This window comes from Ligilactobacillus agilis DSM 20509, from assembly GCF_001436215.1.
GTDB classification, from domain to species: Bacteria; Bacillota; Bacilli; order Lactobacillales; family Lactobacillaceae; genus Ligilactobacillus; species Ligilactobacillus agilis.
Genome location: NZ_AYYP01000060.1, coordinates 132,232 through 158,670, shown reverse-complemented (window position 1 = coordinate 158,670; position 26,439 = coordinate 132,232). Strand labels below are relative to the sequence as shown.

At 44.9% G+C, this 26,439-nt stretch carries 31 protein-coding genes; 1 reads left to right on the top strand and 30 read right to left on the bottom strand.

Annotated elements, in window-relative coordinates:
* Window positions 1-10: 10 nt before the first annotated feature.
* Window positions 11-463, top strand: coding sequence for an acyl-CoA thioesterase (locus FC14_RS07400; protein WP_056977076.1), 453 nt, complete (start codon window positions 11-13; stop codon window positions 461-463).
* Between the two features lie 57 nt (window positions 464-520).
* Here the strand turns inward: FC14_RS07400 and fabI are convergent, their stop codons facing one another.
* From fabI to FC14_RS10825, 30 genes are all read right to left on the bottom strand, one after another.
* Window positions 521-1,279 (bottom strand): enoyl-ACP reductase FabI, encoded by a 759-nt coding sequence (fabI, locus tag FC14_RS07395; protein ID WP_056977075.1) that lies wholly within the window; start codon window positions 1,277-1,279, stop codon window positions 521-523.
* 12 nt (window positions 1,280-1,291) lie between these two features.
* Entirely contained in the window at window positions 1,292-2,092 is an 801-nt protein-coding gene (gene accA, locus FC14_RS07390; protein ID WP_056977074.1) for an acetyl-CoA carboxylase carboxyltransferase subunit alpha, read from the bottom strand.
* A complete protein-coding gene (accD, locus tag FC14_RS07385; protein WP_056977073.1) occupies window positions 2,085-2,942 on the bottom strand; it encodes an acetyl-CoA carboxylase, carboxyltransferase subunit beta in 858 nt (285 codons plus the stop codon). The genes accA and accD overlap by 8 nt, the downstream gene beginning before the upstream one ends.
* Window positions 2,929-4,308 (bottom strand): acetyl-CoA carboxylase biotin carboxylase subunit, encoded by a 1,380-nt coding sequence (gene accC / locus FC14_RS07380; protein ID WP_056977072.1) that lies wholly within the window; start codon window positions 4,306-4,308, stop codon window positions 2,929-2,931. Before accC ends, accD begins: the two co-directional genes overlap by 14 nt.
* Window positions 4,309-4,322: 14 nt before the next feature.
* Complete coding sequence (gene fabZ, locus FC14_RS07375; RefSeq protein WP_050611128.1) at window positions 4,323-4,748, bottom strand: 3-hydroxyacyl-ACP dehydratase FabZ; 426 nt, start codon at window positions 4,746-4,748, stop codon at window positions 4,323-4,325.
* Window positions 4,749-4,754: 6 nt separating this feature from the next.
* A complete protein-coding gene (gene accB / locus FC14_RS07370; RefSeq protein WP_056977071.1) occupies window positions 4,755-5,210 on the bottom strand; it encodes an acetyl-CoA carboxylase biotin carboxyl carrier protein in 456 nt (151 codons plus the stop codon).
* Window position 5,211: 1 nt separating this feature from the next.
* Window positions 5,212-6,444, bottom strand: a complete 1,233-nt coding sequence (fabF, locus tag FC14_RS07365; protein ID WP_056977070.1) for a beta-ketoacyl-ACP synthase II — start codon at window positions 6,442-6,444, stop codon at window positions 5,212-5,214.
* A gap of 11 nt (window positions 6,445-6,455) precedes the next feature.
* Entirely contained in the window at window positions 6,456-7,187 is a 732-nt protein-coding gene (fabG, locus tag FC14_RS07360) for a 3-oxoacyl-[acyl-carrier-protein] reductase (RefSeq protein ID WP_050611130.1), read from the bottom strand.
* A gap of 1 nt (window position 7,188) precedes the next feature.
* Window positions 7,189-8,133: an ACP S-malonyltransferase gene (locus FC14_RS07355; RefSeq protein ID WP_056977069.1), complete on the bottom strand. Its 945-nt coding sequence runs from the start codon at window positions 8,131-8,133 to the stop codon at window positions 7,189-7,191.
* Window positions 8,134-8,151: 18 nt separating this feature from the next.
* A complete protein-coding gene (locus tag FC14_RS07350; protein WP_050611132.1) occupies window positions 8,152-8,394 on the bottom strand; it encodes an acyl carrier protein in 243 nt (80 codons plus the stop codon).
* Between the two features lie 31 nt (window positions 8,395-8,425).
* Window positions 8,426-9,400 carry a beta-ketoacyl-ACP synthase III gene (locus FC14_RS07345; RefSeq protein WP_056977068.1) on the bottom strand — a complete coding sequence of 325 codons (975 nt, stop codon included), beginning with the start codon at window positions 9,398-9,400 and terminating at the stop codon, window positions 8,426-8,428.
* 20 nt (window positions 9,401-9,420) lie between these two features.
* Window positions 9,421-9,861, bottom strand: coding sequence for a MarR family winged helix-turn-helix transcriptional regulator (locus FC14_RS07340; protein ID WP_050611134.1), 441 nt, complete (start codon window positions 9,859-9,861; stop codon window positions 9,421-9,423).
* A gap of 75 nt (window positions 9,862-9,936) precedes the next feature.
* A complete protein-coding gene (gene fabZ / locus FC14_RS07335) occupies window positions 9,937-10,383 on the bottom strand; it encodes a 3-hydroxyacyl-ACP dehydratase FabZ (RefSeq protein ID WP_050611135.1) in 447 nt (148 codons plus the stop codon).
* Window positions 10,384-10,718: 335 nt separating this feature from the next.
* Window positions 10,719-11,576: an alpha/beta hydrolase gene (locus FC14_RS07330; RefSeq protein WP_056977067.1), complete on the bottom strand. Its 858-nt coding sequence runs from the start codon at window positions 11,574-11,576 to the stop codon at window positions 10,719-10,721.
* On the bottom strand, window positions 11,576-12,154 hold the full coding sequence (locus FC14_RS07325; RefSeq protein WP_056977066.1) for a sugar O-acetyltransferase: 579 nt from the start codon (window positions 12,152-12,154) through the stop codon (window positions 11,576-11,578). The genes FC14_RS07330 and FC14_RS07325 overlap by 1 nt, the downstream gene beginning before the upstream one ends.
* A 65-nt stretch (window positions 12,155-12,219) precedes the next feature.
* Window positions 12,220-12,579, bottom strand: a complete 360-nt coding sequence (gene yajC, locus FC14_RS07320) for a preprotein translocase subunit YajC (RefSeq protein WP_056977065.1) — start codon at window positions 12,577-12,579, stop codon at window positions 12,220-12,222.
* Between the two features lie 77 nt (window positions 12,580-12,656).
* On the bottom strand, window positions 12,657-13,802 hold the full coding sequence (tgt, locus tag FC14_RS07315; protein ID WP_050611138.1) for a tRNA guanosine(34) transglycosylase Tgt: 1,146 nt from the start codon (window positions 13,800-13,802) through the stop codon (window positions 12,657-12,659).
* Between the two features lie 12 nt (window positions 13,803-13,814).
* Window positions 13,815-14,843, bottom strand: a complete 1,029-nt coding sequence (gene queA, locus FC14_RS07310; protein WP_333492774.1) for a tRNA preQ1(34) S-adenosylmethionine ribosyltransferase-isomerase QueA — start codon at window positions 14,841-14,843, stop codon at window positions 13,815-13,817.
* 39 nt (window positions 14,844-14,882) lie between these two features.
* Complete coding sequence (gene ruvB, locus FC14_RS07305) at window positions 14,883-15,890, bottom strand: Holliday junction branch migration DNA helicase RuvB (protein WP_056977063.1); 1,008 nt, start codon at window positions 15,888-15,890, stop codon at window positions 14,883-14,885.
* Window positions 15,891-15,899: 9 nt separating this feature from the next.
* Entirely contained in the window at window positions 15,900-16,505 is a 606-nt protein-coding gene (gene ruvA / locus FC14_RS07300) for a Holliday junction branch migration protein RuvA (RefSeq protein ID WP_050611141.1), read from the bottom strand.
* 1 nt (window position 16,506) lies between these two features.
* Entirely contained in the window at window positions 16,507-18,504 is a 1,998-nt protein-coding gene (gene mutL, locus FC14_RS07295; protein WP_056977062.1) for a DNA mismatch repair endonuclease MutL, read from the bottom strand.
* A 12-nt stretch (window positions 18,505-18,516) separates the two neighbouring features.
* Window positions 18,517-21,111 carry a DNA mismatch repair protein MutS gene (gene mutS, locus FC14_RS07290; protein ID WP_056977061.1) on the bottom strand — a complete coding sequence of 865 codons (2,595 nt, stop codon included), beginning with the start codon at window positions 21,109-21,111 and terminating at the stop codon, window positions 18,517-18,519.
* Between the two features lie 17 nt (window positions 21,112-21,128).
* Window positions 21,129-21,929 carry a TIGR00282 family metallophosphoesterase gene (locus FC14_RS07285; RefSeq protein ID WP_056977060.1) on the bottom strand — a complete coding sequence of 267 codons (801 nt, stop codon included), beginning with the start codon at window positions 21,927-21,929 and terminating at the stop codon, window positions 21,129-21,131.
* A 217-nt stretch (window positions 21,930-22,146) separates the two neighbouring features.
* Complete coding sequence (locus FC14_RS10760) at window positions 22,147-22,401, bottom strand: FliH/SctL family protein (protein ID WP_056977059.1); 255 nt, start codon at window positions 22,399-22,401, stop codon at window positions 22,147-22,149.
* 108 nt (window positions 22,402-22,509) lie between these two features.
* Complete coding sequence (locus tag FC14_RS07275; protein ID WP_056977058.1) at window positions 22,510-22,857, bottom strand: hypothetical protein; 348 nt, start codon at window positions 22,855-22,857, stop codon at window positions 22,510-22,512.
* A 167-nt stretch (window positions 22,858-23,024) separates the two neighbouring features.
* Window positions 23,025-24,218: an RNA-guided endonuclease TnpB family protein gene (locus FC14_RS07270; protein WP_056977057.1), complete on the bottom strand. Its 1,194-nt coding sequence runs from the start codon at window positions 24,216-24,218 to the stop codon at window positions 23,025-23,027.
* Window positions 24,218-24,616: an IS200/IS605 family transposase gene (gene tnpA, locus FC14_RS07265; RefSeq protein WP_056977056.1), complete on the bottom strand. Its 399-nt coding sequence runs from the start codon at window positions 24,614-24,616 to the stop codon at window positions 24,218-24,220. Before tnpA ends, FC14_RS07270 begins: the two co-directional genes overlap by 1 nt.
* 57 nt (window positions 24,617-24,673) lie before the next feature.
* Window positions 24,674-25,081 carry a hypothetical protein gene (locus tag FC14_RS07260; RefSeq protein ID WP_056977055.1) on the bottom strand — a complete coding sequence of 136 codons (408 nt, stop codon included), beginning with the start codon at window positions 25,079-25,081 and terminating at the stop codon, window positions 24,674-24,676.
* A gap of 554 nt (window positions 25,082-25,635) precedes the next feature.
* Window positions 25,636-25,758, bottom strand: a complete 123-nt coding sequence (locus FC14_RS11040) for a type II toxin-antitoxin system RelB/DinJ family antitoxin (protein WP_268872181.1) — start codon at window positions 25,756-25,758, stop codon at window positions 25,636-25,638.
* Between the two features lie 264 nt (window positions 25,759-26,022).
* Window positions 26,023-26,439: hypothetical protein (locus tag FC14_RS10825; RefSeq protein ID WP_235804521.1), on the bottom strand; the 417-nt coding region annotated here is incomplete at its 5' end.

Sequence of the window (26,439 nt, the reverse complement as noted above, 5' to 3'; positions counted from 1 at the left end):
AAGTATCTAGATGATTTTGTATATTTCATCTGTATACTTAGAAGGTATTATAGCCCCCTACCAACACACAGTTCAATACTATGAAACCGACCAAATGCAAATCAGCCACCACTCTAATTACATCCGCTGGATGGAAGAAGCCCGGGTCGCCTTCTTGGCTTGCATCGGCTTTCCCTACGAAAAAATAGAGGCTAGCGGGCTAATTTCTCCGGTTGTAAGCGTCAAATGTGACTACAAGGCCCCAACGACCTTTGCCGACGTCATCAGCATCACCGTAACAGTCAAGCAATTTTCCGGTGTCCGCCTAGTCTTAGGCTACCGGATGACGCTGCCTGACCAAACCGTCGTCTGCCTGGCCGAGTCAAGCCACTGTTTTACCACTAAGGCCGGTAACATCGTCAATTTAAAAAAGACCAACCCAGACTTTTATCAAGCCTTAGTCGCTAACCTTAAGGCAGACTAAATAAGTGGGGTCAAACCGGCTAACTAAAACCAGTTTGACCCCACTTTAATGTTTTCTTTAAACTAGGTGAACACCCTTATCAACGTAAATGGTATCGCCGACTACACCGGTAGCCAAGTCTGACATCAAGAAAGCACAAGTTCCCCCAATTTCTCTAGTCGTCACTGACTGACCGTCAACAGTCCGTTCCTCAGACATTTCTAAAAGTTCTGAGTGCCCCTTAATTCCTGTTACCGCTAAAGTCTTAACCGCACCGGCAGAGATTGCGTTAACCCGGACCCCGTACTTAGCCATATCTCTAGCCAGGTAGCGAACAACAGCTTCCAGAGAAGCTTTGGCTACCCCCATCACGTTATAGTTTGGTACGGCCCGTTCTGACCCAAAATAAGTCAAGGTTACAATACTTGCAGGGTTATTCAAGATCGCCTGCCCGTACTTAGCAACTGCTAGTAACGAGTAAGCAGAAATATCTTGGGCAATCGCAAAGTCTTGCCGCCTAGCATTCATAATGTCGCCACCCAAGGCGTCCTTAGGGGCAAAGGCAATCGCATGTACAATTCCGTCTACTTTCCCAAACCGGTCTTTAATTGTTGCAAAAGCTGTTTGTAAACTCTCATCAGAAGCGACATCACACTCGATTAAGGCATTTTCATCTGCCACCAATTTATGTAAGCCCTTCTTTAAGCGTTCATTTTGGTAAGTGAAAATCAGCTGCGCTCCTTGTTCCATCATCATTTGCGCACAGCCCCATGCAATTGAGCGCTTGTTAGCAGCGCCCATGACTAAAATCTTTTTTCCAGTTAACAAATCACCCATGTGATTTCCTCCTTAAAATTTCCTAAAACGTGCTTGCCGTCTGGCAATTAATTCCCGACAACTTAGGGCCAGTAGCGGCTCCAACTGAGTCGTTAATACCCGGGCAACATTTTTAATTACTTTTTTGTGAGAACTTGGTTCCTCAATAATCCCTTCAATTACCCCTTGTTTCAATAAGGATTTCGGGGTCACTTGCATGACCTCAGCAGCCTCATCAGCCCGCCGACTATCCTTCCACAAAATGGAAGCAAAGCCTTCCGGCGAAAGGACGGTATACATGCTGTTTTCCAGCATATAAACCTTATCGGCTAACGCTAGTGCTAAGGCCCCCCCACTACCGCCTTCACCAAAAATCACGGCAATAATTGGAACTTTTAAGTCACTCATTGCTAACAGGTTTTGGGAAATTGCTTGCCCCTGACCGCCTTCTTCGGCAGTCCGGCCCGGATAGGCCCCCGCGGTGTTAATTAAGGTAATCACCGGCCGCTTGAATTTTTCAGCTTGCTTCATCAAACGTAAGGCCTTGCGATAGCCATTCGGAGTTGGTCCCCCAAAGTGTTTGGCAATCCGTTCTTCAGGCGTTTTGCCCTTATCAATCGCAATCACCGTTACCGCCTGGCCGCCTAAGTAGCCGATACCGCCAATGATGGCCGGATCATCTGCCCCGGTCCGGTCGCCATGCAGTTCAAAGAAATCATCAAAAATCCCCTTGATTAACTCAGGCGCGGTAATCTTATCTTCAGACCGGGCGGCCTTAACAACTTCGGCCGCACTCTTAGCTACCTTTTGCTTGCGTTCAAATAAACTAACCATTAGTTAGTCCCCCTTTTTGGTTGGTGGCTAATAAAAAGGCAATCGTCTCTTTTTGCTTAGCCCTAGGCACAATTGCGTCTACAAAGCCTTCTTTTAGGACCGTTTCTGCAGCCTGTAGGTCTTCTGGGACCCGCTGGTGAATGGTTTGTTCAATCACCCGTTTACCGGCAAAGCCCACTAGGGCGTGGGGTTCTGCCAAGATAATATCACCTTGCATGGCAAAACTAGCAGTTACCCCCCCGGTAGTTGGGTCGGTTAAGACCGTTAGGTAAAATAAACCAGCGTTGGCATGGTTTTTGACCGCCTGTGACACCTTAGCCATCTGCATTAAAGAGAAAATCCCTTCCTGCATCCTGGCCCCACCCGAAGCGGTAAATAAGACCACCGCCAAGTTTTTCCTGGTAGCTTCTTCAAAGAGGCGGGTAATTTTTTCACCGGTTATTGTTCCCAAAGACCCCATGATAAATTGTGGGTCCATAATTCCTAAAGCAAAGCTAGTCTGGCCAATTTTAGCTAGCCCGGTCAAGACCGAATCGTTTAGTTTGGTTTTGGCCTGGGCCTTGGCTAACTTTGCTTGGTAGCCAGGAAAGTCCAAGGGATCTTTAGTTTGCAGCTGGTCATCTAATTCAGTGAAATCATCCACCAGCCACTCCAACCGTTCCCGGGCGGTAATTCGAAAGCCATACTGGCAAGAAGGACAGGCTTGGTAGCGCCCCAAGTCTTTATGATAAAAGGATTGGTGACACTTAGGACAAGAAATCCACAAGCCGGTCGGAACCTTTTGTTGGGCCGCCTTGTTGGCCTTAACGTGTTTATGGCCTAAGGTCTTTAATTCATCAAACAGTTGCACTATCTAACCCTTCCTTCCACTTAGGCAAAAACTCTCTCTCCAGATAATCGGTGGTTACCTGGTCTTTTAAGAAAGTTGGTGCCTGGAGTATGTCTAGGTGAATGGCTTGGTTGGTCGTAATCCCTAAAATTACCATCTCGTTTAAAAGGCGCTTAACCTTTTCGATTGCCTCGTGCCGGTCGTGGCCTAAGGCAATCACCTTGGCAATCATCGAGTCATAGTAAGGCGGAATTACTAGCCCTGAATACAAGTCAGAGTCAATCCGCATCCCTAGGTTGCCAACGGGGAAGTAAAGGTACTTGACCTTACCGACAGAGGGCATGAAGTTTTTGGCCGGATCTTCGGCGTTAATTCGACATTCGATTGCATAGCCATTCGCCTTGATATCTGCTTGCTTGAAAGGTAAATCCTCACCAGAGGCCACCTTCACCTGGGCTTTAACCAAATCAATTCCTGTAACCATTTCTGTTACCGTATGTTCAACTTGAATGCGGGTATTCATTTCCATGAAATAGAAATGATGCTCGCTATCCATTAAAAATTCGATGGTCCCTGTATTTAGGTAATCAATCGCGTTAGCAGCCCGCACGGCAATTTGGCCCAGTTCTTTTCTTTGCGCAGGTGTAATTGCCGAGCAGGGACTTTCTTCAATCATCTTTTGCTTACTTCTTTGAACGGAACAATCCCGTTCTGGGAAATATACCGTATGGCCGGCCTGGTCACGGAAAATCTGCACCTCAATGTGTTTAACATTTTCCATGATTTTTTCCAAGTACATCCGGTTATCACCAAAACCGTTTTGAGCCTCCCGGCGTGCCTCTTCAAAGGCCGTCGTTAACTCATCTTCATCGTTAACACGTCTAATTCCCTTACCGCCACCACCGGCAGCAGCCTTTAACAACACCGGGTAGCCAACTTTTTTAGCTACCGCCTTAGCCTCAGTTACATCTGAGATAAAGCCGTCACTACCGGGGATAACCGGAACGTTACTTGCCTGCATTTGCATCCGGGCGTTGGCCTTATTCCCCATTAATTCAATAGTTTGTGACTTAGGCCCGATAAAGGTCAAGCCACAAGCTTCACACATTTCCACAAAGCGGCTGTTTTCAGACAAGAAGCCAAAACCGGGATGGATTGCTTCTGCCCCAGTTCCAACAGCTGCAGCCAGGATATTTTGCATATTTAAATATGAATCCTGTGGTCGGGCCGTCCCAACACAGACCGCTTCATCTGCCAACTGAACGTGCAAGCTTTCACGGTCGGCCGTCGAATAGATAGCAACTGACTTGATACCTAATTCTTTTAAAGAACGGATGATCCGAACCGCTATTTCCCCGCGGTTAGCAACTAAAACTTTTGAAAACATTTCTTACCACCTATCTAGCCAATCATAAAGGTTAATTCGGCTGTGCATGCCTTTTTGCCAGCAACCGTGGCAATCGCTTTACCCAAGCCGACATTGTTGCGAATCTTTTCTAAGGTCACTTCAATTCTTAAAGTATCGCCTGGGCGGACAACCTTTCTAAACTTTGCTTCTTTAATGCCCCCAAAGTAAGCCGTCTTGCCCTTAAATTCATCCATTGATAAGAGGGCTACGGCTCCTGTTTGGGCCATTGCTTCCACAATCAACACCCCAGGTAAGACGGGGTTACCTGGAAAGTGGCCATTAAAGACCTGTTCATGGGCGGTGACGTTTCTAATTGCGACCGCCCGCTTACCTGCTTCTAATTCCTCTACCCGGTCAATTAAGAGCATGGGGTACCTGTGGGGAATGATTTTTTGAATTTCTGTTACGTCTAAAACCATCTTACCTTAACCTTCCTGAACTTCAAAGAGTGGTTGATCAAATTCAACCAACTCCTCATTAGTTACTAATACCTTAGTAATAATGCCATCGACTTCTGACTTAATTTCGGTCATCATCTTCATGGCCTCGATGATGCAAACCACGTCGCCTTTATGCACCTTAGTTCCAACTGAAACATAGGCTTCTTTATCGGGGGCTGGTTGGAGGTAAATACTTCCTACCATTGGCGCCTTGATGTAGTTAGCCGCCTGTGCTTGCTCGCTAGCTTCCTCAACCTTTGAACTTGGACTTGGCGTTTCAGCTTGAGGAGCTGGTAGCGAAGAAGTTGTTACAACCTGGGGCTTAAACGTATTTTCATTCTTACTTAAATGAATATGAAAGCCATCGGTTTCAATTTCTAGTTCCCGCATCGGCGACTCATTAAATTCGGCCATTAATTCCTTGATTTCTTTAAAATCCAATTTACTCACTCCACTTTTTAAATGCAACAACCGCGTTATGACCACCAAATCCTAATGAATTACTGATGGCATATTCAATCTCGGCGGCTTGTGCGTTTTGCGTTACCAGGTTAACTTGGCACTTTTCATCTTGGTTAGCTAATCCAATATTAGCTGGTAACTTACCCATTTGTAAAGCAGCTACGGTGGCAACGGCTTCGATTGCACCGGCTGCCCCTAAAAGGTGACCCGTCATTGACTTGGTTGAACTGACTAGTACCTTGCTGTCCTTGCCAAAGACGAGGTTAATCGCCTTAGCTTCGCCTTCATCGTTGGCATGGGTAGCAGTTCCGTGGGCGTTAATGTAGCCGACCTGGTCAGGCTTAATGCCGGCTTCAGCAATGGCAGCCTGCATTGCCCGGGCCGCCCCTTCACCTGATGGGTCTGGGGAGGTGATGTGGAAGGCATCACAGGTTGCCCCGTAGCCGACAACTTCCCCTAAAATCTTAGCGCCCCGCTTTTTAGCATGTTCTTCGCTTTCAAGCACTAAGGTGGCAGCTCCTTCACCCAAGACAAACCCGGACCGGTCCTTGTCAAATGGTAATGAAGCCAGCTTAGGGTCAGTTTGCGTTGATAAGGCGGTTAAGGCTGCAAAACCCGCAATCCCAATTTCATTCACAGAGGCTTCTGCCCCCCCGGTTAACATCACTTGCGCCCGCCCTTCCTTAATTTGGCGGTAGGCTTCCCCAATCGCGTTGGTTGCGGAAGCACAAGCAGTTACGACGGCCGTACAGATATTTTTAGCGTTGGCAAAAATCGCAACGTTACCGGCGGCCATGTTGGCGATAGCCGTAGGGACAAACATAGGTGAAACCCGCTTAGGGCCCTTTTCGTGCATCTTGATTACTTGTTCTTGGATGGTGGTTAAACCCCCAATCCCGGAACCGATAATCACTCCCATGTCATAAGGGTCGGTATTTTCTTCATTAATACCTGCTTGTTCTAAGGCTTCGAGGGCAGTGTGGACAGCGTATTGGGAGTAGAGGTCCATCCGCTTAGCCGCCTTTTTACCCAAGCGTAACTTAGGATCAAAATCCTTAACCTCGCCGGCAACACTAATTCCAGTTGCGCTCGCATCAAACTTAGTAATCTCAGTAATTCCTAGTTTACCTGCCATTAAATTTTCTACAAAGCTGGCGGTATCATTACCAATCGGACTAACTGTACCCATCCCTGTAATTACTACTCTTGTCATCTTAATCACTCCTAGATTGTCATTCCACCATCAACAGTTATTACCTGGCCGGTAATATAATCGTTTTGCGCCAAGAAGACCGCCGTTTGAGCAACTTCATCAGCCTGACCAAACCGTTTAAGGGGAATTTCAGTCATGATATCTGCTTTGACCTTATCACTTAAGACGGCCGTCATGTCGCTGACAATCATGCCAGGAGCGATGGCGTTAGCGCGAATATTGCGCAAAGCCCCTTCCTTAGCGAGGCTTTTGGTTAAACCGATAACCCCGGCCTTACTTGCGGCATAATTAGCCTGGCCAACGTTACCATGCAAGCCGATGACACTGGCAAGGTTAATGATGACCCCGGCTTTTTGTTTATACATCTTCTTTAGGAAAGCTTGACTCATCAAGAAGGTTCCCTTTAAGTTAACGTCAATTACGCTGGCAAAGTCGGCTTCCTTCATGCCAATCAGCAGCTTATCGTTGGTGATACCGGCATTATTAACCAAAATATCAATTTGACCAAAAGCTGCGTAAGCTTCCTTAACCATTCGTTTTACGTCACTAGCTTGGGAAATGTCCCCCAAGACCACCGCAGCTTTCACCCCGTAGCTTTCAATCTGGGCAACTAGTTCTGGCTTAACTGCTGTTCTCGCATTCAAAATCACATTACTACCGGCTTTGGCAAAGGCTTGCGCAATCGCTTGACCAATCCCCCTTGAAGAACCGGAGATAAATACGACTTTTTCTTTTAAATCCACTTTAATTACCTCTTAGTTTTTCCCCGAAAGCTTGGTAAGTCGCTAAATCTTCAATATGATAGCGGGCCAACTTTCGGTCAATTTGCTTAACAAATTTACTTAAGGTTTCTCCCGGGCCAATTTCTAGGACCCCGGAAACTTCCTTAGTTGCTAATAAATACTTGACACAATCTGCAAAGTGAGTTGGTAGGCACACCTGCTTACTTAAAGTTTCTGCTAGGTTAGCTTTTGTGAATGGTTGGCCTAAGGTGTTACTTACCACCGTTACCGCTGGTTCTTTAAAGGTAACCGCCTCTAGACGTGCGGCTAGTTTGTGGCTACTATTTTTAAAAAGCGGGGTATGAAACGCCCCGCTTACCTTCAACGGCACTACTTTTTTGGCCGCACCAGCTGTTGTTAATTCTTCACTTGCCTTTAAAACCGCCTGGGGACTGCCCCCGATTACGACTTGCTTAGGTGAGTTGTAATTGGCGATTCCAACCGGATTAGCTGCCGTGCTTATTGCTCGGCAGACTGCCTCTACCTGGGCAACATCGGGGCCTAAAACGGCTGCTAGCATACTTTCGTTAGCATCCGCATCGGCTTGCATGTAAGCACCCCGATCTTTTAACAGCGCCATACCGGCTTCAAAATCCAAGGCACCACTAGCCATTAAGGCCCCGTATTCACCCAAGGATAAGCCAACCATTCCCCTAATGTCTAAGTCAAAATCACGGGCTAACATAGCGTAGATTCCCAAACTGACCGCCACTAAGGCTGGCTGGACGTAGGCTGTTTTTTCTAGTTGGCCGGCTTTATTTGCCAAGATTTCGACAAGGTCTAAGCCACTGGCCTGACTGGCTTGGTCAATTTTTTCCTTAAATAAGGAATCAGTTTGATACAAGTCCAGCCCCATTTCACTATACTGCGCACCCTGTCCAGAAAATAATAAGACTAATTTTTCCATTCAAGGTCACACCCTAACTTATTTTGCGTCGACTTCTTTTTTAACGTAGTTAACCACGTCTTGGATGGTCTTAACGTTTTCGTCTGCTTCAAGCTTGATGTCAAGGTCATCTTCTAATTCGTTCATGATTTCAAAAACATCTAATGAGTCAGCGTCTAAATCTTCTTTGATGTCGGCAGCTAAGGTTACATCTGCTTCGTCTACATCTAATTGATCCACTACGATTTCTTTTACTTTGTCAAAAATTTCTGCTTCAGTCATAATTAATTTGCTCCTTTAAATTCACTTAAGTTTAGTATCTAATAATTTGTGTTCCCACGGTCAACCCGCCCCCAAAACCACTTAGGGCAATAATTTGGCCGCGTTTTACTTTGTTTTGTTTCACTAATTCATCTAACAAGATTGGTTCGCTTGCCGCAGAGGTGTTGCCATACTCGCTGATATTGACCGCAAACTTGCTGAGGGGCAGTTTCAAGCGCTTGGCAATTGCCTTGATGATGCGCTCGTTAGCCTGGTGCAAAATAAAGTGGTCAACCTCTGCTAACTCAAGACCAGCTTGGTGGCAAGCCCGCTTCAAAGAGGCCGGCACCTCCCTGGTAGCAAAGTTATAAACCGCATGTCCGTCCATCGCAAAGGCCGAGATTTGCTTAGGTTTAAAGTCACCAAAGCTTGTTAGCGGCTGGTTTAAGCCTGCGCTTAACTTAGCAGCGTCGCTTCCAAAGGTTTGTAAGTCCGAAGCGAGGATGGCCGCTTGGTCGTCACTTTCAGTTAGCAAGACCCCGGCGGCCCCGTCCCCGAACAAGACGGCCGTCGTCCGGTCTTGCCAGTCAACCACCTTGGATAAGACTTCTCCTCCAAGGACCATCACCTTTTTAGCTCGGCCAGTTGTGATAAACTGGCTGGCAACCTCAAAGGCGTAGGCAAAACCTGAACAAGCGGCTGCTAAGTCAAAGGCAAAGGCATTTGTTGCTTCAATATTGCCTTGAACAATTGCGGCGGTCGCAGGGGTATAAGCATCCGGTGACATGGTTGCTACAATGATTAAGTCTAATTGACTAGCCTGCCAACCGCTTTGGGCTAGCAAATCACTCGCAACTTTAGTACATAAGTCCGAGGTGTTTTCGCCAAGACTCACGTGCCGGCGCTTAATCCCGGTCCGCTTACTAATCCACTCATCGGAAGTTGTCATGATTTGACTTAAATCATCATTACTAACAACCAAGTCAGGGACATAGTGGGCGGTTTGTATTATTTTAACCTTTTCCAAACTTCCTGATCTCCTCGAAATTAAGAATGTTCACGTAAGAACTGTTCTAAATTCCACAGAGCTTTTTCAATCGTCTTAATCTCTGTAGCATCTAGATCTTTTAGGAAACTTCTCACCATCATATTATGGAATGCCTCGTGAGCCCGGTAGATAACCCGGCCCTTCTTGGTTAACCCCAACCTAATCACCCGCCGATCATCCTCAGACCTTAGGCGCTTAACATACCCCTTCCGCACAAGGCGATCAACCATCGCAGTCAAGGTCCCTGGAGTTAGGTGCAATTCCTTGGCCACTTCAGACGCTGACTTATGGTCATACATCGAAATAGCATGAATTGCGTGCATTTCCCGCATGGTTAAGTCGTTAAACTTACTCTTGCGTAATTCGTTTTCTTCAATCCACATGATGCCACTATATATTCTTACTAGTGAGTCATTGATAGCTTTATCTCTTTCATTCATTCTATACTACCGCCTTACCCTAGTTAACCGAATAGTTTGAACATCAAAATTATAACAAGAAATAAGTCTTTCGTCCTAAATTTTTTCGGTGCGCTCCTCGACTATAAACATCAATTCCGCCGTACAAGCTTTCTTACCATCAACAAGTGCTGCGGTTTCGACGATGCCCATGTTAGCCCGTTTCTTAACCATTTTAATTTCAAGTTTCAAAACATCACCGGGCCGGACCATTTGCCGGAATTTCGCATTCTTAACCGATCCTAGGTAGGCCGTCTTCCCTAAAAATTCGGGTGACTTCAAAATCAAAATCGACGCTGCTTGCGCCAAAGTTTCGATGATTAAGACCCCGGGCATGACCGGATTACCTGGAAAGTGACCTTCAAAATAACTTTCGTTAATCGTCACGTTCTTTGTTGCGACAATACTCTCGCCTGGCTTAATCTCATCCACGTAATCAATGTAACAAATTGGGTAGCGGTTAGGGATCAAGTCCATGATTTCTTGTGCATCCATTACTCTCACACTTGTCACCTCACTTATTCAAATTTATTTCGAACATCAAAATATTCGATAGGCAAATAATATTACATTCTAAAAAAGATGTCAACATTTCCTATTTTAGCAGGCACCTGCTATTTATTACTTCTAAAATTTTAGTCTATCAATCAAACTATCTTTAAAAATCATTCGTTTTTGGGATTTAGCCAAGGTTAGGTCAAGATTCAAATCTTTTGATTTCTTGGGACAATTTTATTTAAAGATAAATTTAAACTAATAAAAAAGCACCCACAATTTGTGAATACTTTTTCAGTTTACTTTGATTAGCAAAATTCTTATTATTTTTTAATCTAATTAGGTTAACTTTTTAAAAACAAAAAGTTGACTATTCGCTGGGCCACCCGCCGATTTTCATGTAACCGACTGTGTTGCCCCCCTTTGCCCTTAATTACTAGCTCCTGGTAACTAGCAGCTCGGTCGGCCACCAGGTAGGCCAAGGACTTAGAAGAAGCATTAGCCACCCGGCCGTCAGAGTGACTCCCGTCATTTAGGTCACCATAAATATTTAAGACGGCTACTTGCTTCGGGTAGCGCTTTTTGAGGGGCAATAATGCTTGGTAACTATTGGTTTGCACTTTAGGTGCCCCGTCTTTTCTTAAGCTAGCGTCCTTAGGGGCATCATAATTTAAGATGCCGTTGTAGTGGCCGGCTAGACTCACCTGCTTGTTTAGACGCGGTAGTTTTTTATCCTGACCATTGTCTAAGAGGTAATAGGCAACCGCCATGTTGCCCATTGAGTGGGCTACCACGTTAAACTGCTTAATTTGATAGCGGGCCTGTAATTTTTCTACCACCGCCTTTAGGTAGACCCCATCTTGGTGGTAGTTACCATTTTTGTTGTCGACAAAATTCACCTCGACTAAGGGGTTATTGACGTTGGCCGTAAATTTGCCCTTTAAGCTAACCTTGCCACTCTTGCTAACGTTAGCTCGAATCACCCCACTGCTAGCCCCACTATTTAAGGCCGCCTTAACCAGACTTTCTTCCGCCTTATAACTACTCCCGTAACCATGCAGATACAAGGTCGGGACCTGGGATTGGCGGTACTTTTTAGCGTTAGCATGCCAGATGCCTTGACGGATTACTAAAAAACCGCCGGCAAGCAAAACAAATAAGCTCGCCCCTATCACTAAGAACTTGCGCCATCTTTCCGTCATTAATCTTCCCTCAACTTTCTGATTGCTTGACAAGGATCGCCTAAACAAAAGCTATTAGCGGGCAAATCCTTAACCACCACGCTCCCTGCTTGCACGATGCTACCGGCGCCAATTTTAACCCCCGGGGCGATAACGGACCCGCCACCGATTACGACGTCATCTTCGATAACAATCGGCCGTTCATAACAGTAGTGATTGGCCCGTAACTTGGGGTCTTCGGCGTGGTTAGCCGTATAAATCCCACAATGGGGGCCGATTACGACGTTATTACCAATCGTCACAAAAGTGCAGTCAATTAAAGAAACGTCTTGCAAAATGGTGACGTTATCGCCAACGGACAAATTAAAACCAAATTCGGTCAAAAAGTTTGCCTCAATCCTGACATTTTTCCCTAGATGGGCAAACAAGCCGGCTAGTAGTTCGTAGTGGTACTCATTTTGATGTTGGACTAAGTCATTGTACTGGCGACAAATCTTAAAGGAATAGTCCCGAGCCAAGTCAATCTCTTCATTATAGTCATAGTAAAGTTTGCCTGCATTAGTAATTGCTTGCACTCTTTTGATTAAGTCTTGTTCCATAAATTACCTCATAAAAAAAGGTGAGTGCTCGTTGGCCCTCACCACACAAATAAGAGGCGCACCCCTTACTTATCTTCCTTTGGTTCGTCTGTTTTTTCAGCGTCCGTCGCAACCACTGTTTCTTCCTTAGCAGCAGTGCTCTTAGCTGGAACTACTCGGCCGACTGCGGCTAGGTTAAAGACTAAATAAACCCCGTCACAATCAAGGGTTACGGTCTTGTCTGCTTGGTTAACTTCGTCAATTACCCCGTGTAACCCACCGATGGTTACGACTTCGTCACCCTTCTTTAGACCATTCATCATTTCTTGACGCTTTTCTTGTTGTTTCTTTTGTGGACGAATCATCATGAAATACATCAAGGCGATAAAGACCACAAACATTAAAATTGTTGAATATGAGCCAGCTATTCCTGCTCCTAAAACCATTTCGGTCACTCCTTAATATAATCTAATTAATACTTTAACAAAAAAACTAAGTGATTACTAGGAACTTTAAGTAAAGCTTAGAAATTTTTCCGGTTTTCCTTGTTGAGGCCGTATTCTTCAAAAAATTCTGCCCGGAAATCTAAGAGTCGGTCTTCCTTGATAGCCGCCCGAATCTTGCGCATCAAATCTAAGAGGAAGTAAAGGTTATGGTAACTAGTCAAGCGCAAGCCAAAGATTTCATCCGTCTTTAGCAGGTGGCGGATGTAGGCGCGCGTGTAGTTCCTGCAGGCATAACAGTTACACTTTTCATCTAGTGGCCTAAAGTCCCGAGCGTACTTGGCATTTTTAACCACCAAGCGGCCCTTAGAGGTCATGCAAGTCCCGTTTCTTGCAATCCGGGTTGGCAATACGCAGTCAAACATATCCACCCCGCGGATTACCCCATCAATTAAGGCATCAGGTGAGCCGACCCCCATTAGGTAACGGGGCTTATTTTCCGGCAGAAGTGGGGTGGTAAAGTCTAAGACGTGGTTCATTTCCGCCTTGGATTCACCCACCGACAAGCCCCCAATTGAATAACCTGGGAAGTCTAAGGAAACCAGGTCCCGGGCGCTTTGTTCCCGCAAGGCCTTGTGTCCTCCCCCCTGAACAATTCCAAAGAGGGCTTGAGTTTGGGGATTTTTATGGGCCCGAAGTCCCCGTTCGGCCCAGCGGCTCGTTCTTTCAATCGACTTTTTAATGTAGTCATAACTTTCAAAGAAAGGCGGGCACTCGTCAAAACTCATCATGATGTCGGCTCCAAGAGCATTTTCAATCGCAATCGCCTTTTCTGGAGACAAGAAGAGCTTTTGACCGTTGAGGTGGTTTTTAAAGTGAACCCCCTCTTCGGTAATGTTGCGCAACTCTGCTAAGGAAAAGACTTGAAAGCCCCCGGAATCCGTCAAAATTCCTTGGTCCCAGTTCATAAACTGGTGCAAGCCACCGGCTTCCTCAACTAAATCTTCCCCAGGTCGCAACCAGAGGTGGTAGGTGTTAGCTAAAATTACCCCGGCGCCCATTTCCTTTAGTTCCTCTGGGGCCATCGCCTTAACCGAAGCCTGGGTCCCAACCGGCATGAACATTGGCGTGTCAAAGGTTCCGTGGGGGGTCGTGATTTGTCCCAAGCGGGCGCCAGTGTGCTTATCTTTTTTTATTAGGTTGTAAGTAACTGCTGGTGTCGTCATAAAAATTCCTTTCTACTTAATAAACATCGCGTCGCCGAAGCTAAAGAAGCGGTACTTTTCTGCTACCGCATGCTTGTAGGCATTAAGGATGGTGTCCCTGCCCGTAAAGGCTGCCACAAGCATGACTAAAGTTGACTTAGGCAAGTGGAAGTTGGTGATAAAGGCTTGCACTACCTTCCAGTCATAGCCAGGCCAAATAAAGATGTCCGTCCACCCACTATCGGCCTTGATTTCACCATTAAACTTGCTACCAATTGTTTCCAAGGTCCGAATTGAGGTCGTCCCGACTGCGACAATCCGGCCGCCATTTGCCCTGACTTCGTTTAAAGTTTGGGCGGCCTCTTCAGTTAGCCGGTAAAATTCACTGTGCATCTTATGATCTTCAACGTTGGAGACACTAACCGGTCTAAAGGTTCCCAGGCCTACGTGCAAGGTCAAGTAGACTAGTTTTACCCCCTTAGCTTCAATTTTAGTTAACAATTCCTTGGTGAAGTGTAAGCCGGCCGTTGGTGCGGCGGCAGACCCAACTTCACGGGAGTAGACTGTTTGGTACATTTCAGGGTCATCCAACTTTTCCTTGATGTAAGGTGGTAGTGGCATTTCCCCTAATTGATCTAAAATTTCTAAAAAGATGCCGTCGTATTCAAACTCAATCAGCCGGCCCCCGTGTTCTAATTCCTTAGTTACGGTTGCCATCAACTTGCCGTCACCAAAAGAAAGCTTAGTCCCCACCTTGGCCCGCTTAGCCGGCTTGACCAAGGTTTCCCATTCGTCGCCCTTAGTGTTGTTTAAGAGTAAGACTTCCACGTGGCCACCAGTATCGGGTTTGACCCCATAAATTCTAGCTGGCATCACCCGGGAATCGTTCATCACCAAGGCGTCACCAGGATTTAACTGGTCGATAACGTTATAAAAAACATCATCCTTCATTTCCCCAGTCTTTGAGTCCAAAACCAGCATCCGGGAATGATCCCGTTTTTCTAGTGGGGTTTGGGCAATCAATTCTTGGGGTAAGTCATAGTCAAAGTCTTCGGTTGTCAAGTGTGCTTGTTTTGTCAAAATAATACCTTCTTTATTTAGTTAATCATTAGTCATTTCAAGGCCTAAGTGGTCATAGGCCGCCTTGGTTACCACCCGGCCTCTCGGAGTCCGCTTTAAAAAGCCAATCTGTAAGAGGTAGGGTTCTACCATATCGGCAATCGTATCCGTTTCTTCCCCGATATTAGCCGCAATCGTATTCAAACCAACCGGACCGCCGTGATAGAGCTTAATCATGGTTGTCAGTAGCTTGCGGTCGGTTTCGTCTAGGCCTTTACTATCAACCCGCAGGAGGTTGAGGGCGTAATCAACAATTTCCTTATCGATTTCCGCCTTAGCCGCCACCTGGGCAAAGTCGCGCACCCGTTTTAAGAGGCGGTTGGCAATCCGCGGCGTCCCTCGTGACCGGCGGGCAATCTCATGGGCCCCGTCTTCATTTATATTAGTCGTGAACACCTCCGCCGACCTAAGGACAATCTGGCTTAATTCGGCTTCACTATAGTAATTCATGTGGCCGACAATCCCAAAGCGAGCCCGTAGTGGCGCAGAAAGCATCCCGGCTTTAGTCGTCGCCCCGATTAGGGTAAAGGGCGGCAAGGGAAAATGTACCGGGTGCGCAGTGGCATCCTGGCCCACGATAATATCGATAAAGTAATCTTCCATCGCCGAATAAAGGATTTCCTCGACGTTTTTAGGTAGGCGGTGGATTTCGTCAATAAACAAGACGTCGCCCACGTCTAAATCATTCAGCAAGGCAACTAGATCACCTGGCCGTTCAATCGCTGGCCCAGTGGTAGTCTTGATGTTAACCCCCATTTCGTTAGCAATAATGGTGGCTAAGGTGGTTTTTCCTAAGCCCGGCGGGCCATACAATAAGACGTGGTCCAGTGATTCCTGGCGACTCTTGGCTGCTTGAATGTAGACGGCTATTTCTTGTTTGAGCCGACTTTGCCCGATGTATTGGTCTAAAAATTTGGGCCGCAAGGTTAAGTCGTCTGTGAAATCAGCCGCTAACTCATCGCTGCTAATTAAGCGTTCGTCGTGTTCCATAGCGTCACCTTACTTTCTCATTAATAGTTTCAAACCATAGCGGAGGTATTCATCAGTCGAGCTGGCTTGGTAGTCAAGCAGCTTAGGCTTAAGCTTTTTAAGCTCGGTTTTAGTGTAGCCTAAAGCTAACAGGGCTTCGAGGCTTTCAGTGACATACTGATTTTCAGCCGCTAAGTCAAGGGCTAAGCCTTGTTGGCCTTGGAGTTGGTCTAAGTTACCTAGGTCGGCCAACTTCCCTTTGAGGTCCAAGATAATTTGCTTAGCCGTCTTCTTACCAATCCCTGGGAACTTGACTAAGTAGCCGTCGTCATCGTTATTAATAGCAGTAACTAGGCCACTTAGGTCATCGCTAGCCAAAATAGCTAAGGCACTCTTAGGCCCAATCCCCGATACGTTTAAGAGTTTTAGAAATAGTTGCTTTTCAACCTTATTTTTAAAACCATATAGGGAAATATCGTTATCCCGCACCGCTTGGTAGAGGTAGACTTTTTGTTGGCTTTCCACTTGGTAAGAAAAGGGGTTGGCCACGTAAACCAAATAACCTAGCCCATTGTTTTCTACAACAATGTGGTAAGGACTAACGTCTGTAATTTTTCCGTTAATGTATTCGTACATACTACCACTCTTTTCTTTTACTTTGGTGTGAATCTTGAATCCGTTTAAACATGTGCTCTAAGTCCTTGGGACTAAGCTTAACCACCGTTGGCCGGCCATGAGGGCAGTTAAAGGGATTTTCACAGGTGGCTAACTTAGCTAATAATTCCTTAGCCTGCCTATCATCTAGGTGCTGGTTAGCCTTAATGGCCCGCTTACAACTCATCATAATCGCCGTTTTTTCCCTAAATTGTGCCAAGGTTAGCTTTTGGTCGGTCAACAGGTAGTCAATCATTTCCCGAATCGTGGCTTCTTCTTGCCCCGCCTTAAACCAGGCTGGGTGGGAGCGGATGATGTAAGTATTTTGCCCGAAGTCCTCTAACTTGACCCCTAAGGCTTGCAGGTCGCCTAAGTGTTGATTTAACTTCAAACTCTCGCTAGTTGGGTAGGTCAACACAATGGGCACTAGCAATTCCTGTTGGGCCTGTCCGACCTTAACGATTGCCTGGCGGTAATACTCATAATTGCGCCGTTCCTGGGCGGCGTGCTGATCGATAATATACAAGCCATCGTCACTTTGGGCTAAAAGGTAGGTCCCATGAAACTGCCCGATGTAAACCAGGTTAGGAAAGCGCACTGTTTCAGCCGGACTGGCTTCTTCGTCAACAGCTGCAGCCGCCTCAGTTGGCGCCACTTCCGCTTCTTCAAGCTGCAGGTCCTTAGGCGGCGTGGTTGGTTGTTGGTAGCGTTCGTCCCAGTTTTTTACTGCAGCCTGCTTTAGCTGAGCCTTATCGGTAATGATTAACGCCGCTGGTTTAACGACCGTTTTGGGGCTGCTTTTTTCCTGGCCTTGGCCTAACAAGGCCTGGGTAACCTCTTTATTAAGGGCTGGCTTTTTAGGCAGGGCTGGGGGTTGGTTTTTAAACTGATAGGCCCCCTTAGTTTCATTTAAGCCAATCTCTAGTTGCTTAAAATCCAACTGCTGCTTAGCTTTTTTTCCCGCCAGGTTTTCTAAGCCGTTAGGGATTAAATTTTCCTGGCTTAAGGCTTGACTGACGGCCTTAGTGAGTAAAAATTCCAGCTGTTCTTCCTTACTAATCCGCACTTCTTGCTTGGTCGGGTGGACATTAACATCGACTAAAAGGGGGTCTAACTTGATATTAACCACCGCCAGCGGATAGCGGCCCACCATTAACTTGGAACCATAACCGGCTACAACCGCCTTACTAATCCGAAAGTTTTTAATGTAGCGGCCGTTAATCAAGAGGCTAATGTAAGACCGGGCCGCCCGGGTTAACTTCGGTAAAGAAATTAAGCCACTAACGGCAAAATCAGCATCTGCCCCACTAAACTCAATCATTTGGCGGGCACTGGTTAAGCCGTAAATGGCACTTACCGCCTGCTTCAAGTTACCATTGCCCGCAGTTTTAAAGATGGTTTTGCCATCGCTAACCAGGCTAAAGGCCACGTCCGTGTGACTTAAGGCTAGGCGGTTAACAATGTCGGAAATGTTGGCCAATTCCGTGGCCCGCGAACTTAAATATTTAAGCCGGGCGGGTGTGTTAAAGAAGAGGTCCGTCACCGTAATCTTCGTCCCGTTCCTAGCAGAGCTAGGTTGTTGTTTGATTAACTCGCCGCCCTTAATCTCCACTAGCGAACCAGCACTTTCGGCTTGGGTGCTTGTTTCTAAACTAACGTGACTAACTGAGGCAATACTTGGCAAGGCCTCACCCCGAAAGCCCAAGGTTTTTACCTTAAATAAGTCGGCCCGGTCGGTAATTTTACTGGTAGCATGCCGGCGAAAGGCAATCAAGACGTCGGCTTGACTAATTCCTTCGCCGTTATCAATCACCTGGATTGACTTTAAGCCCGCTTCTTCAACGTAGATATCAATTTGACTACTATGAGCGTCTAAGGCATTTTCGACTAACTCCTTGACCACTGAGGCTGGACGTTCGACGACTTCACCAGCCGCAATCTGGTCGGCTAAAATGTCACTTAGTTCATGAATCCGCCCCATCTAATCACTCCCTTACTCTAATTCCTGCTGCCACTTGTAAACGGCGTTCATTACCTCCATCGGAGTTAAGGCCATCAAGTTAAGTTGGCCAAGCTCCTTAAGCACCTTATCAGCTTGCTTAGAAACCGGCTTAGCCTTTGGTTCAACCGGTGTTTCTTCGGCAAACAAAGACAGTTGGCCTTCTTCTTTGATTAGTTCTTCTGGCTTAGCGGCCGGCGAAACTTGGTCTTGCTTATGGGCCTCTAACTTGGTTAAAATCTTGTCGGCCCGTGTGAGTAACTCGGAAGGCATCCCCGCTAATTTAGCTACGTGAATCCCGTAGGACTTGTCCGCAGGACCAGCTTCGACCTTGTGTAAAAAGACTAGCTGACCGTCTTTTTCGACCGCCCCCACGTGAATATTTTCTAAGTGGGCAAGGGTTTGCTCGAGGTCGGTTAGCTCGTGGTAGTGGGTAGAAAAGACCGTCTTGGCCTTCACCTTATCGTGGACGTACTCGATGATAGCCTGGGCTAATGCCATCCCGTCGTAGGTCGCCGTTCCCCGGCCGATTTCATCAAACAAAAGCAAACTATTTTCGCTAGCATTTTGCAGGGCTTCATTGGCTTCTTTCATTTCCACCATAAAAGTTGACTCCCCAGAAATCAAGTCATCAGCTGCCCCAATCCTGGTAAAAATTTGATCAAAGATTGGCAAGGCTGCTTGACTAGCCGGGACAAAGCAACCAATTTGGGCCATGATCACCGTCAAGGCTAGCTGGCGCATGTAGGTACTCTTCCCAGACATATTCGGACCCGTCACCAGTAAAATCTGCTTAGTTGGTGACATAATAATATCGTTGGGGACATAGGATTGCCGGCCCACGACTTTTTCAACCACCGGGTGGAAGCCATCTTTGATGACTAAACTCTTGTCACTGGTAAAAGTTGGCCGCACTAGGTGGGCGTCTTCACTGACCACCGCAAAACTTTGCAACACGTCTAACTTAGCCAAAGCCTGCGCCAAGCTTTGCAGGCGTTTAATCTGGTCTTTAATTTGGTCGCGCACCGCTACGAATAACTGGTATTCTAGTTCGTAGGCCTTGCTTTCTGCCCCTAAGATCAAGTCTTCTTTTTCCTTCAACTCTGGGGTAATGAAGCGTTCGGCGTTAGTTAAGGTTTGCTTACGCTGGTAGCGATCCTTAGGCAACTTAGCTAGGTTAGCCTTGGTAACCTCGATATAATAGCCAAAGACCCGGTTAAAACCAATCTTTAAGTTATGAATCCCGGTCAACTCCCGTTCACTTGCTTCCAGCTGGGCTAACCATAACTTACCATTTTTCATGGCGTCTTGGTATTCATCAAGCTTAGGGTCATAACCAGCCTTGATTAAGTTACCGTCGGTCACCGAGATTGGTGGTTCATCCACAATCGCTCGGTCAATTAAATCAACCACCTCTTCTAGTGGGTCTAACTTAGCCAGGAGGTCGGCAAATTGTTTACCTGCTAGTTGTTCTAAGACATAGCGAATTTGCGGAACTTCCATCAAGGAGGTTTTTAGTTGGAGTAAATCCCGGCCGTTGACGTTTCCAAAGGCTACCCGGCCTGCTAACCGTTCCAGGTCGTAAACTTTACTTAGGCTTTCTTGCAAACTAGACCGTTCAAAGAAGTTATCCTTTAAGATTGCTACTAACTCCAAGCGCGCTTCGATTTCAGCTTGGTTTAACAAGGGCCGTTCCAACCACTGCTTTAATAAGCGGCCCCCCATGGCCGTCTTAGTTGCATCTAGTAACCACAACAGCGTCCCTGACTTCTTATTGGTCCGACTATTGACCAGTAATTCCAGGTTGCGCTTAGCATAGTGGTCTAGTTTCAAGTAGTTAGCTGGTTCATAATGGACTGCCTTTTGTAAGTGCGCCAAAGCTCGTTTTTGGGTCACCTTTAAATACATTAACAGGTGCATCACCGCCTCAATCTCACTGGCTTCATGCAGGTCCTGGCTAATGAAACTAAACTCCGCTTGGGCTTGGTAGTCATCTTGGTGGGAACTCAAAATCTTTAACTTAGCTAATAACTCCTTAGTTTGAGCGCTAAGACTTTGATCGACCACAATTTCTTTTGTGTGTAAACTCAAAATTTCATTTTGCAGGCTAGCAAGGTTGTTAACGACCGTTGACTTCAATTCACCAGTTGATAAGTCAACGTAGGCAAACCCTAGCTGGCCTGCTTGTTCGTGTAAGGCTGTCAAGTAGTTGTTAGACTTAGCCTGGCTAGCCCCTTCATCCATAATGGTCCCCGGCGTCACCAACTGAACCACTTCCCGCTTAACCATCCCTTTGGCCAGCTTAGGGTCTTCCATCTGTTCACAGATTGCCACCTTGTAGCCCTTATCGACCAAAATATCAATGTAGTTTTTAGCCGCATGGTGGGGCACCCCACACATTGGGATTGGTTCTAGCGAGTTCTTATTTCTCTGCGTTAGTGTTAGCTCTAATAGCTGGGAACCCTTAATCGCGTCATCATAAAACATTTCATAAAAGTCACCAAGTCGATAGAACAAAAAGGCGTCTGGGTATTGCTTTTTGACCGCCAAATACTGTTCCATCATCGGTGTGACCTTCTTTTTTGCCATCTCTTAATCCTCTCTTCCTAATCTAACCAGGGGTGGTCGGGGTTAATCTGAATCGTCTGAATCGACTTAGCCTTCCCGCTGGCATCATCTACCTCAATTAAACAAGCCCCCAAGGTCGTCTGACTTTCAGTGTCGACCTCAAAGCGCGTCGGCATCTGGGTTAAAAAGCGCTCAATCACATTGGCGCGTTTCATGCCCAAAATTCCGTCATAAGGTCCGGTAAAACCGACATCCGTTAGGTAAGCAGTCCCCCCAGGTAAAATTCGGGCATCATTGGTCTGCACGTGGGTATGAGTGCCCACTACCGCACTAACTTTACCCGCAAAATACCAGGCAAAGGCTTCCTTTTCACTGGTGGTTTCTGCATGAAAGTCCACAAAAATCGCGTCAACCTGCTTAGCAAGCTTGGCAATTAAAGCCTCCCCGATTACAAAGGGGTCGTCGCTTGGATTCATAAAGACCCGCCCAATTAGGTTAACCACCCCTAATTTCAGCTGGTTAACCTTAATAATCGTATACCCCTGGCCTGGAACCTTATTTGCCGAAAAATTAGCCGGCCGCACCAACTTAGGGGCCCGCCCGATAAAGGTTTGTAACTCCGGGTTATCCCAAGTGTGGTTACCCATGGTCAAAACATCGGCCCCCGCCTTGAGAATCTCCTTATAAACCTTTTCGTTAATCCCCCGCCCCCGGGTCGCATTTTCCCCGTTCACAATCGTCACTTGGGGCTGGTACTTTCTTTTCAACAAGGGCAGGTACTGCTTTAACATCTCCTGGCCCGGCTTGCCCATCACGTCTCCGACAAATAAAATTCGCACTTGCTTTCCTCTTTCCAAAATAGTCTCAAGGTTAATTTTACCATTTTTTCTTTGCTTTGACAGTAATTGATTCCTAAGCAAAAAGCCCAGGCTAACTAGAAAATACTACGATTAAGTTCTAGTCATACGAACATAAAAATAGCCCCCAGCAGCACTAGTTATGCTGTTAGGGGCCTAGTTCATTTAGCGCTTGCTTGCCAAGCTTCACTCAGTCTTTTCACTGGTAATAGTACTTGGCTAGCATTTTGTCAATGTAAGCCTGGTCTTTGAAGATGACCTTTAATGTCGCAAGCAAGTCAGCTACATTCTTGTGATTTTGGCGTGCGTCTTCAATTAACCCTTTGGCTATCTCTTCTCTTGCCTCATCGCGACCTTCTACACGTCCTTCTTCTTTTCCCTCTACGCGTCCTTCATCCCAGCCTTCTTGCCTTGCATAGGCTTTTTCCATTGTAAGAATTGATTCAATACTCATATAATATTCCTTTCTGGTGTCATTTCCCTTGATTCGTCTAAATTCCTGATCAACTGCGGCCGTAAAGTCGTCGCTAACCTGCCCCGTATTAAAATAAGCACCTTTTAACTATTCCAGCTTGTTTAAAATCTCTTCCACCTCTGTTTGTTGAGAGTGTTCAATAATTTTCCCCTCATAGGCGATTATCTTATCCAGGTAGGCTTTTTCCTCGGAACTAAAGCCAATTATGCCAGCCTCTTTCACGAGTTTTTCAAGCCAATCTAAATCGTGCTTAGTCTCGGCTTGCTTAGCGGTTGCCCAGTCTTTTGCCTCTTGCACCCTGATCTTTAAATCGACTAAATTTTCCTGCAAATCTTCTTGCTCAAAACCAAAAAAGCTCGCTTCGTACATGATGTAGACCAATAGCTCCGTCAAATAATGCTTGGTTAGCCGGTTGTCGGCAATGTAATAGCCCATTATTTCGGATTGGTCATTGAACTACCCCAACTTAACCTAAAACTTCGTTTTTTAACGGTTTGAAGTTGGGGATTCTGGGAACACGGCAAACTTGCCAGTCTAGTTCTTCACTAAGTTGGTAGAGGTCACCGCTATTTTACCAGGGTACGTTCCATACCTATTTATTATTAAGCTAGGGTTTCTAATCCTTTAGCTAAGATATTTTTAGCTGCGTTTACATCTCTATCGAGATGCGCATGACAATTAGGGCAGTCCCATTCACGAGTAGCTAGCCATTCTGACTGAGAAAGGCTATCAAACTCGTGATTTTTGTGTTTGCATTCATGACAAATACGACTGGTATTTTTAGGGTCTATGATAATTAATTGTTTCCCATACCATGCACATTTATATTTAAGCTGACTAATTAAAGTTCCCCAAGCAGCATTAGCAATTGAGGCAGACAGATGATGATTTTTCATCATGTTCTTTACACTTAAATTTTCAACTACAATAGTGTCATAATCTTTAACTAATCTAGTTGTCAACTTGTGTAGATTGTCTCTTCTTCGTTCAGCAATATGTTTCTTAAGTTTAGCCACAGTTCGTTTTGCTTGCTGATACCGTGGAAATTGACTTAAATCGGTTCTTGGAAACAAAACTTTATCATACTTATCAAAAGCCATAGCTTTTTTAGCATTTTCATAGCGTCTAGATTTTTTACGTTCCCAAATTCTTAATTGTTTATTTAGCCCATCATCAACTTTGAGAATATCTTCTTTTTGACCGTCAGAAGTGATAGTAAGACTTTTTAACCCTAAATCAATACCGACAGACTTCTTTGTCTTTTTGAAAGTTTGGTTTTCACTTTCAACTAAGATACTAGCCTGATATTGTTTTCTTGAATTAACACGAACTGTAACAGCTCTAAGCTTACCATTTAATATTCTGCCAGCTTTAAAGTACACTAAGCCTAATTTAGGTAGCTTAATATGATGTTCATCTACAATTTGAATATTATTATTGACAAATTTAGAAGTGTAGCTTTGGTTGGGGTTTTTCTTTGATTTAAACCTTGGAAAACCATTTTGAAGGCTAGGATTGAAAAATCTTTGAAAAGCGTCGTCTAAATCTCGATTTACTCTTTGAAGAGACGTAGACTCTGCTTGTTTTAACCAAGGATATTCTATTTTTAAAGCTTTTAGCATGACATCCATTGAATATCTGCCTTGGAAGTTAGCCTTTTTATTGTTTTTATAGCGTTCAATGTGCATATTAAGCATTTGATTCCACACAAAACGAGCACAACCAAAATTAACATGAATTTGATTGCGTTGCGTTTTATTAGGATATAATCTCAATGTGAACGCTTTTAAAACCATTATTTTTGACCTTGCCTTTCAATATATTGCTTGATTACGTCGCTTGAAACTCCGCCAGTGGAAATCAAACAATAGCTTTTAGTCCAAAAAGCTTCCTTCCACAAATATTGACGTATTTCAGGATAGTTCTTTTTAACTAACCTTGAACTAGCTGATTTATATGCATTAATGAATTTAGCAGGGGCGATTTGGGGAGTACATTTAAAAAGTACATGAACATGGTCTTTATCATGATTCCACTCTACTAATTCAACACCATAAGTGATACCTATCCGTTCAAATGTAGCCCTTAAGTATCCCGATATTTCATCAGATATTACTTTTCTACGGTACTTTATTACCATTACAAGATGATAATTAATTAAATATACTGAATGTTGATTTTTGTCCAATTCCATTGTTGTTATCACCTTTTATAATTTATACACTAATCATAATATCTAATTTAAAATGAATCAAGAAAAAAGAAGCGCTGAGTACTTCAAAAAAAGGCGATTCATCCCCCACTTAGAGAAGTGGGGGCATTCTCGTCCCTTTAGGGTAAACTCAAAGGCATAGTCTGCCGCCCTAATTCCTTTTTGCCTAAGTTCTGTCAGCAAGACCAAGGCAAAAGTAGGTTCAGCTATCCCCTCCTTAGGTCGATGATAGGCATAAAACAAATGCTCACCCTCAGTGGCCGCTTTGACCGGCAAAGTTCTTAGGCGCTCGAGATACTCCCTTAGTTTGATTCTCGTAAAGGCCTTTGCTTCCCCGATAGTTACCTCATCAGCAAAATCATCCATCCTAAGTGGGTATTCAGCCAAATAGGCGTCAATTAATTCCTCAGTATCTGCTTGCCTAAAAGCCGCTTGTACCGTCTGCATTGTTACCTTGCCCCTTCCTAGCTCAATGTATCATCCTGGTGTTTGTAGTAGTATTTGGATAACATTCGTAAGCCATCAATAAATACCGTTTTCGAAAATACGTTCCATTACCAATATAATATCATTTTCTCAAGCAATTAGCAAAACATAGGTTCTATAAATTGCATAAAAAAAGATGTCCACACTTACGCTAGGCACCTTTTACTACCCAATCAGTTAATCACACTGAACTTAACCCTTGGATCTATCCTAACGACTAATCGTAGTGTTTACGTGTTACCACAACAAGCTCACTACCTTAGCGACGGATTCTGTAGCAGATATTACGAATATCCTTGCCCGCTTGAGCCGTAATTTTGATTAGCTAATCACGGCTGATAATCTTTACGAATATCTGCAAAAACTACATTTGCTTCTTTGGCTCTTCCTGCCTGTAGATCTGCATAACCCTTCTCTAGTCCGGTATCCAGTTCTACTTCTGATAGAGCAGACAAATCTACGGGACGAGTAGATGGAAGCATAACCTCAAACGGTAATCCTTTTTGAAAAATAATTTACTTATAAAACATATTAATTGCATTCGAAGCAGGAATACCCAACGCCGATAAGATACTTTCTGCCTGTTCTTTCACCTCTGGCTCAATGCGTGCATAAAGATTTGCTGATTTAACTGCCATATAAAGTACCACCTTTCAGATATTTTATCTAAGTCAATCATACTCATCAGTACGTACAACAGCAATACATTAGTTTTAACCGCATACTTTCCTACCAATAATTTATACCGAACCCTGTTTCTTTCAGACCGTATTTTCTGACTTACTTGTTAGACCTAGCCATTTTCCCCAGCTCCTAGTGGAAATTTTTTTCTAGCATTCTGAGGAAATTTTTTTCTAGCCTAGATATTCCACTTTATTTAAAGAGTGGTATTATTAATCGGCTTACGCCGATTGATTAGAAATTAAATTCTTAGTTGTTCTTAAATCACTTAATTTATTTATATTTTTAATTATGTCGGCGAAGCCGACAATAATCTTATCCACTATTGAATTAATATTATCTAACTTAGACTGGAAATTATTTTCTACCCTAGAAGTATTCTTCCCCATGAAATTTTCTTCTACCCCAGTATTATCAACATTTTCTAACCCCTGGAAATTATCTTCTTGCTGGAAGTTTACTTCTACCCTAGAAGATTTCTTCTCTAGGGGGTAGAAATTTTCTTCCATAGAAGTTTCCTTCTCACAATTAATGCCATGTTCTTGATTAAATTGTTTAGTTGCTCTCGCAGTCACTTTGTCTATTACCACGTATTCTTCATCCATGGTCAATTTAACTCCTTGATTCTTTAACTTGTC

Bases quoted from the DNA above. Each gene is read 5' to 3' on its own strand.
- FC14_RS07400 (WP_056977076.1), top strand. From the start codon at position 11: ATGATTTTGTATATTTCATCTGTATACTTAGAAGGTATTATAGCCCCC.
- fabI (WP_056977075.1), bottom strand. From the start codon at position 1,279: ATGGGTGATTTGTTAACTGGAAAAAAGATTTTAGTCATGGGCGCTGCT.
- accA (WP_056977074.1), bottom strand. From the start codon at position 2,092: ATGGTTAGTTTATTTGAACGCAAGCAAAAGGTAGCTAAGAGTGCGGCC.
- accC (WP_056977072.1), bottom strand. From the start codon at position 4,308: ATGTTTTCAAAAGTTTTAGTTGCTAACCGCGGGGAAATAGCGGTTCGG.
- fabZ (WP_050611128.1), bottom strand. From the start codon at position 4,748: ATGGTTTTAGACGTAACAGAAATTCAAAAAATCATTCCCCACAGGTAC.
- fabF (WP_056977070.1), bottom strand. From the start codon at position 6,444: ATGACAAGAGTAGTAATTACAGGGATGGGTACAGTTAGTCCGATTGGT.
- FC14_RS07355 (WP_056977069.1), bottom strand. From the start codon at position 8,133: ATGGAAAAATTAGTCTTATTATTTTCTGGACAGGGTGCGCAGTATAGT.
- FC14_RS07350 (WP_050611132.1), bottom strand. From the start codon at position 8,394: ATGACTGAAGCAGAAATTTTTGACAAAGTAAAAGAAATCGTAGTGGAT.
- FC14_RS07340 (WP_050611134.1), bottom strand. From the start codon at position 9,861: ATGAATGAAAGAGATAAAGCTATCAATGACTCACTAGTAAGAATATAT.
- FC14_RS07330 (WP_056977067.1), bottom strand. From the start codon at position 11,576: ATGACGGAAAGATGGCGCAAGTTCTTAGTGATAGGGGCGAGCTTATTT.
- FC14_RS07325 (WP_056977066.1), bottom strand. From the start codon at position 12,154: ATGGAACAAGACTTAATCAAAAGAGTGCAAGCAATTACTAATGCAGGC.
- yajC (WP_056977065.1), bottom strand. From the start codon at position 12,579: ATGGTTTTAGGAGCAGGAATAGCTGGCTCATATTCAACAATTTTAATG.
- tgt (WP_050611138.1), bottom strand. From the start codon at position 13,802: ATGACGACACCAGCAGTTACTTACAACCTAATAAAAAAAGATAAGCAC.
- ruvB (WP_056977063.1), bottom strand. From the start codon at position 15,890: ATGGAACACGACGAACGCTTAATTAGCAGCGATGAGTTAGCGGCTGAT.
- ruvA (WP_050611141.1), bottom strand. From the start codon at position 16,505: ATGTACGAATACATTAACGGAAAAATTACAGACGTTAGTCCTTACCAC.
- mutL (WP_056977062.1), bottom strand. From the start codon at position 18,504: ATGGGGCGGATTCATGAACTAAGTGACATTTTAGCCGACCAGATTGCG.
- mutS (WP_056977061.1), bottom strand. From the start codon at position 21,111: ATGGCAAAAAAGAAGGTCACACCGATGATGGAACAGTATTTGGCGGTC.
- FC14_RS10760 (WP_056977059.1), bottom strand. From the start codon at position 22,401: ATGAGTATTGAATCAATTCTTACAATGGAAAAAGCCTATGCAAGGCAA.
- FC14_RS07275 (WP_056977058.1), bottom strand. From the start codon at position 22,857: ATGGGCTATTACATTGCCGACAACCGGCTAACCAAGCATTATTTGACG.
- FC14_RS07270 (WP_056977057.1), bottom strand. From the start codon at position 24,218: ATGGTTTTAAAAGCGTTCACATTGAGATTATATCCTAATAAAACGCAA.
- tnpA (WP_056977056.1), bottom strand. From the start codon at position 24,616: ATGGAATTGGACAAAAATCAACATTCAGTATATTTAATTAATTATCAT.
- FC14_RS07260 (WP_056977055.1), bottom strand. From the start codon at position 25,081: ATGCAGACGGTACAAGCGGCTTTTAGGCAAGCAGATACTGAGGAATTA.
- FC14_RS11040 (WP_268872181.1), bottom strand. From the start codon at position 25,758: ATGGCAGTTAAATCAGCAAATCTTTATGCACGCATTGAGCCAGAGGTG.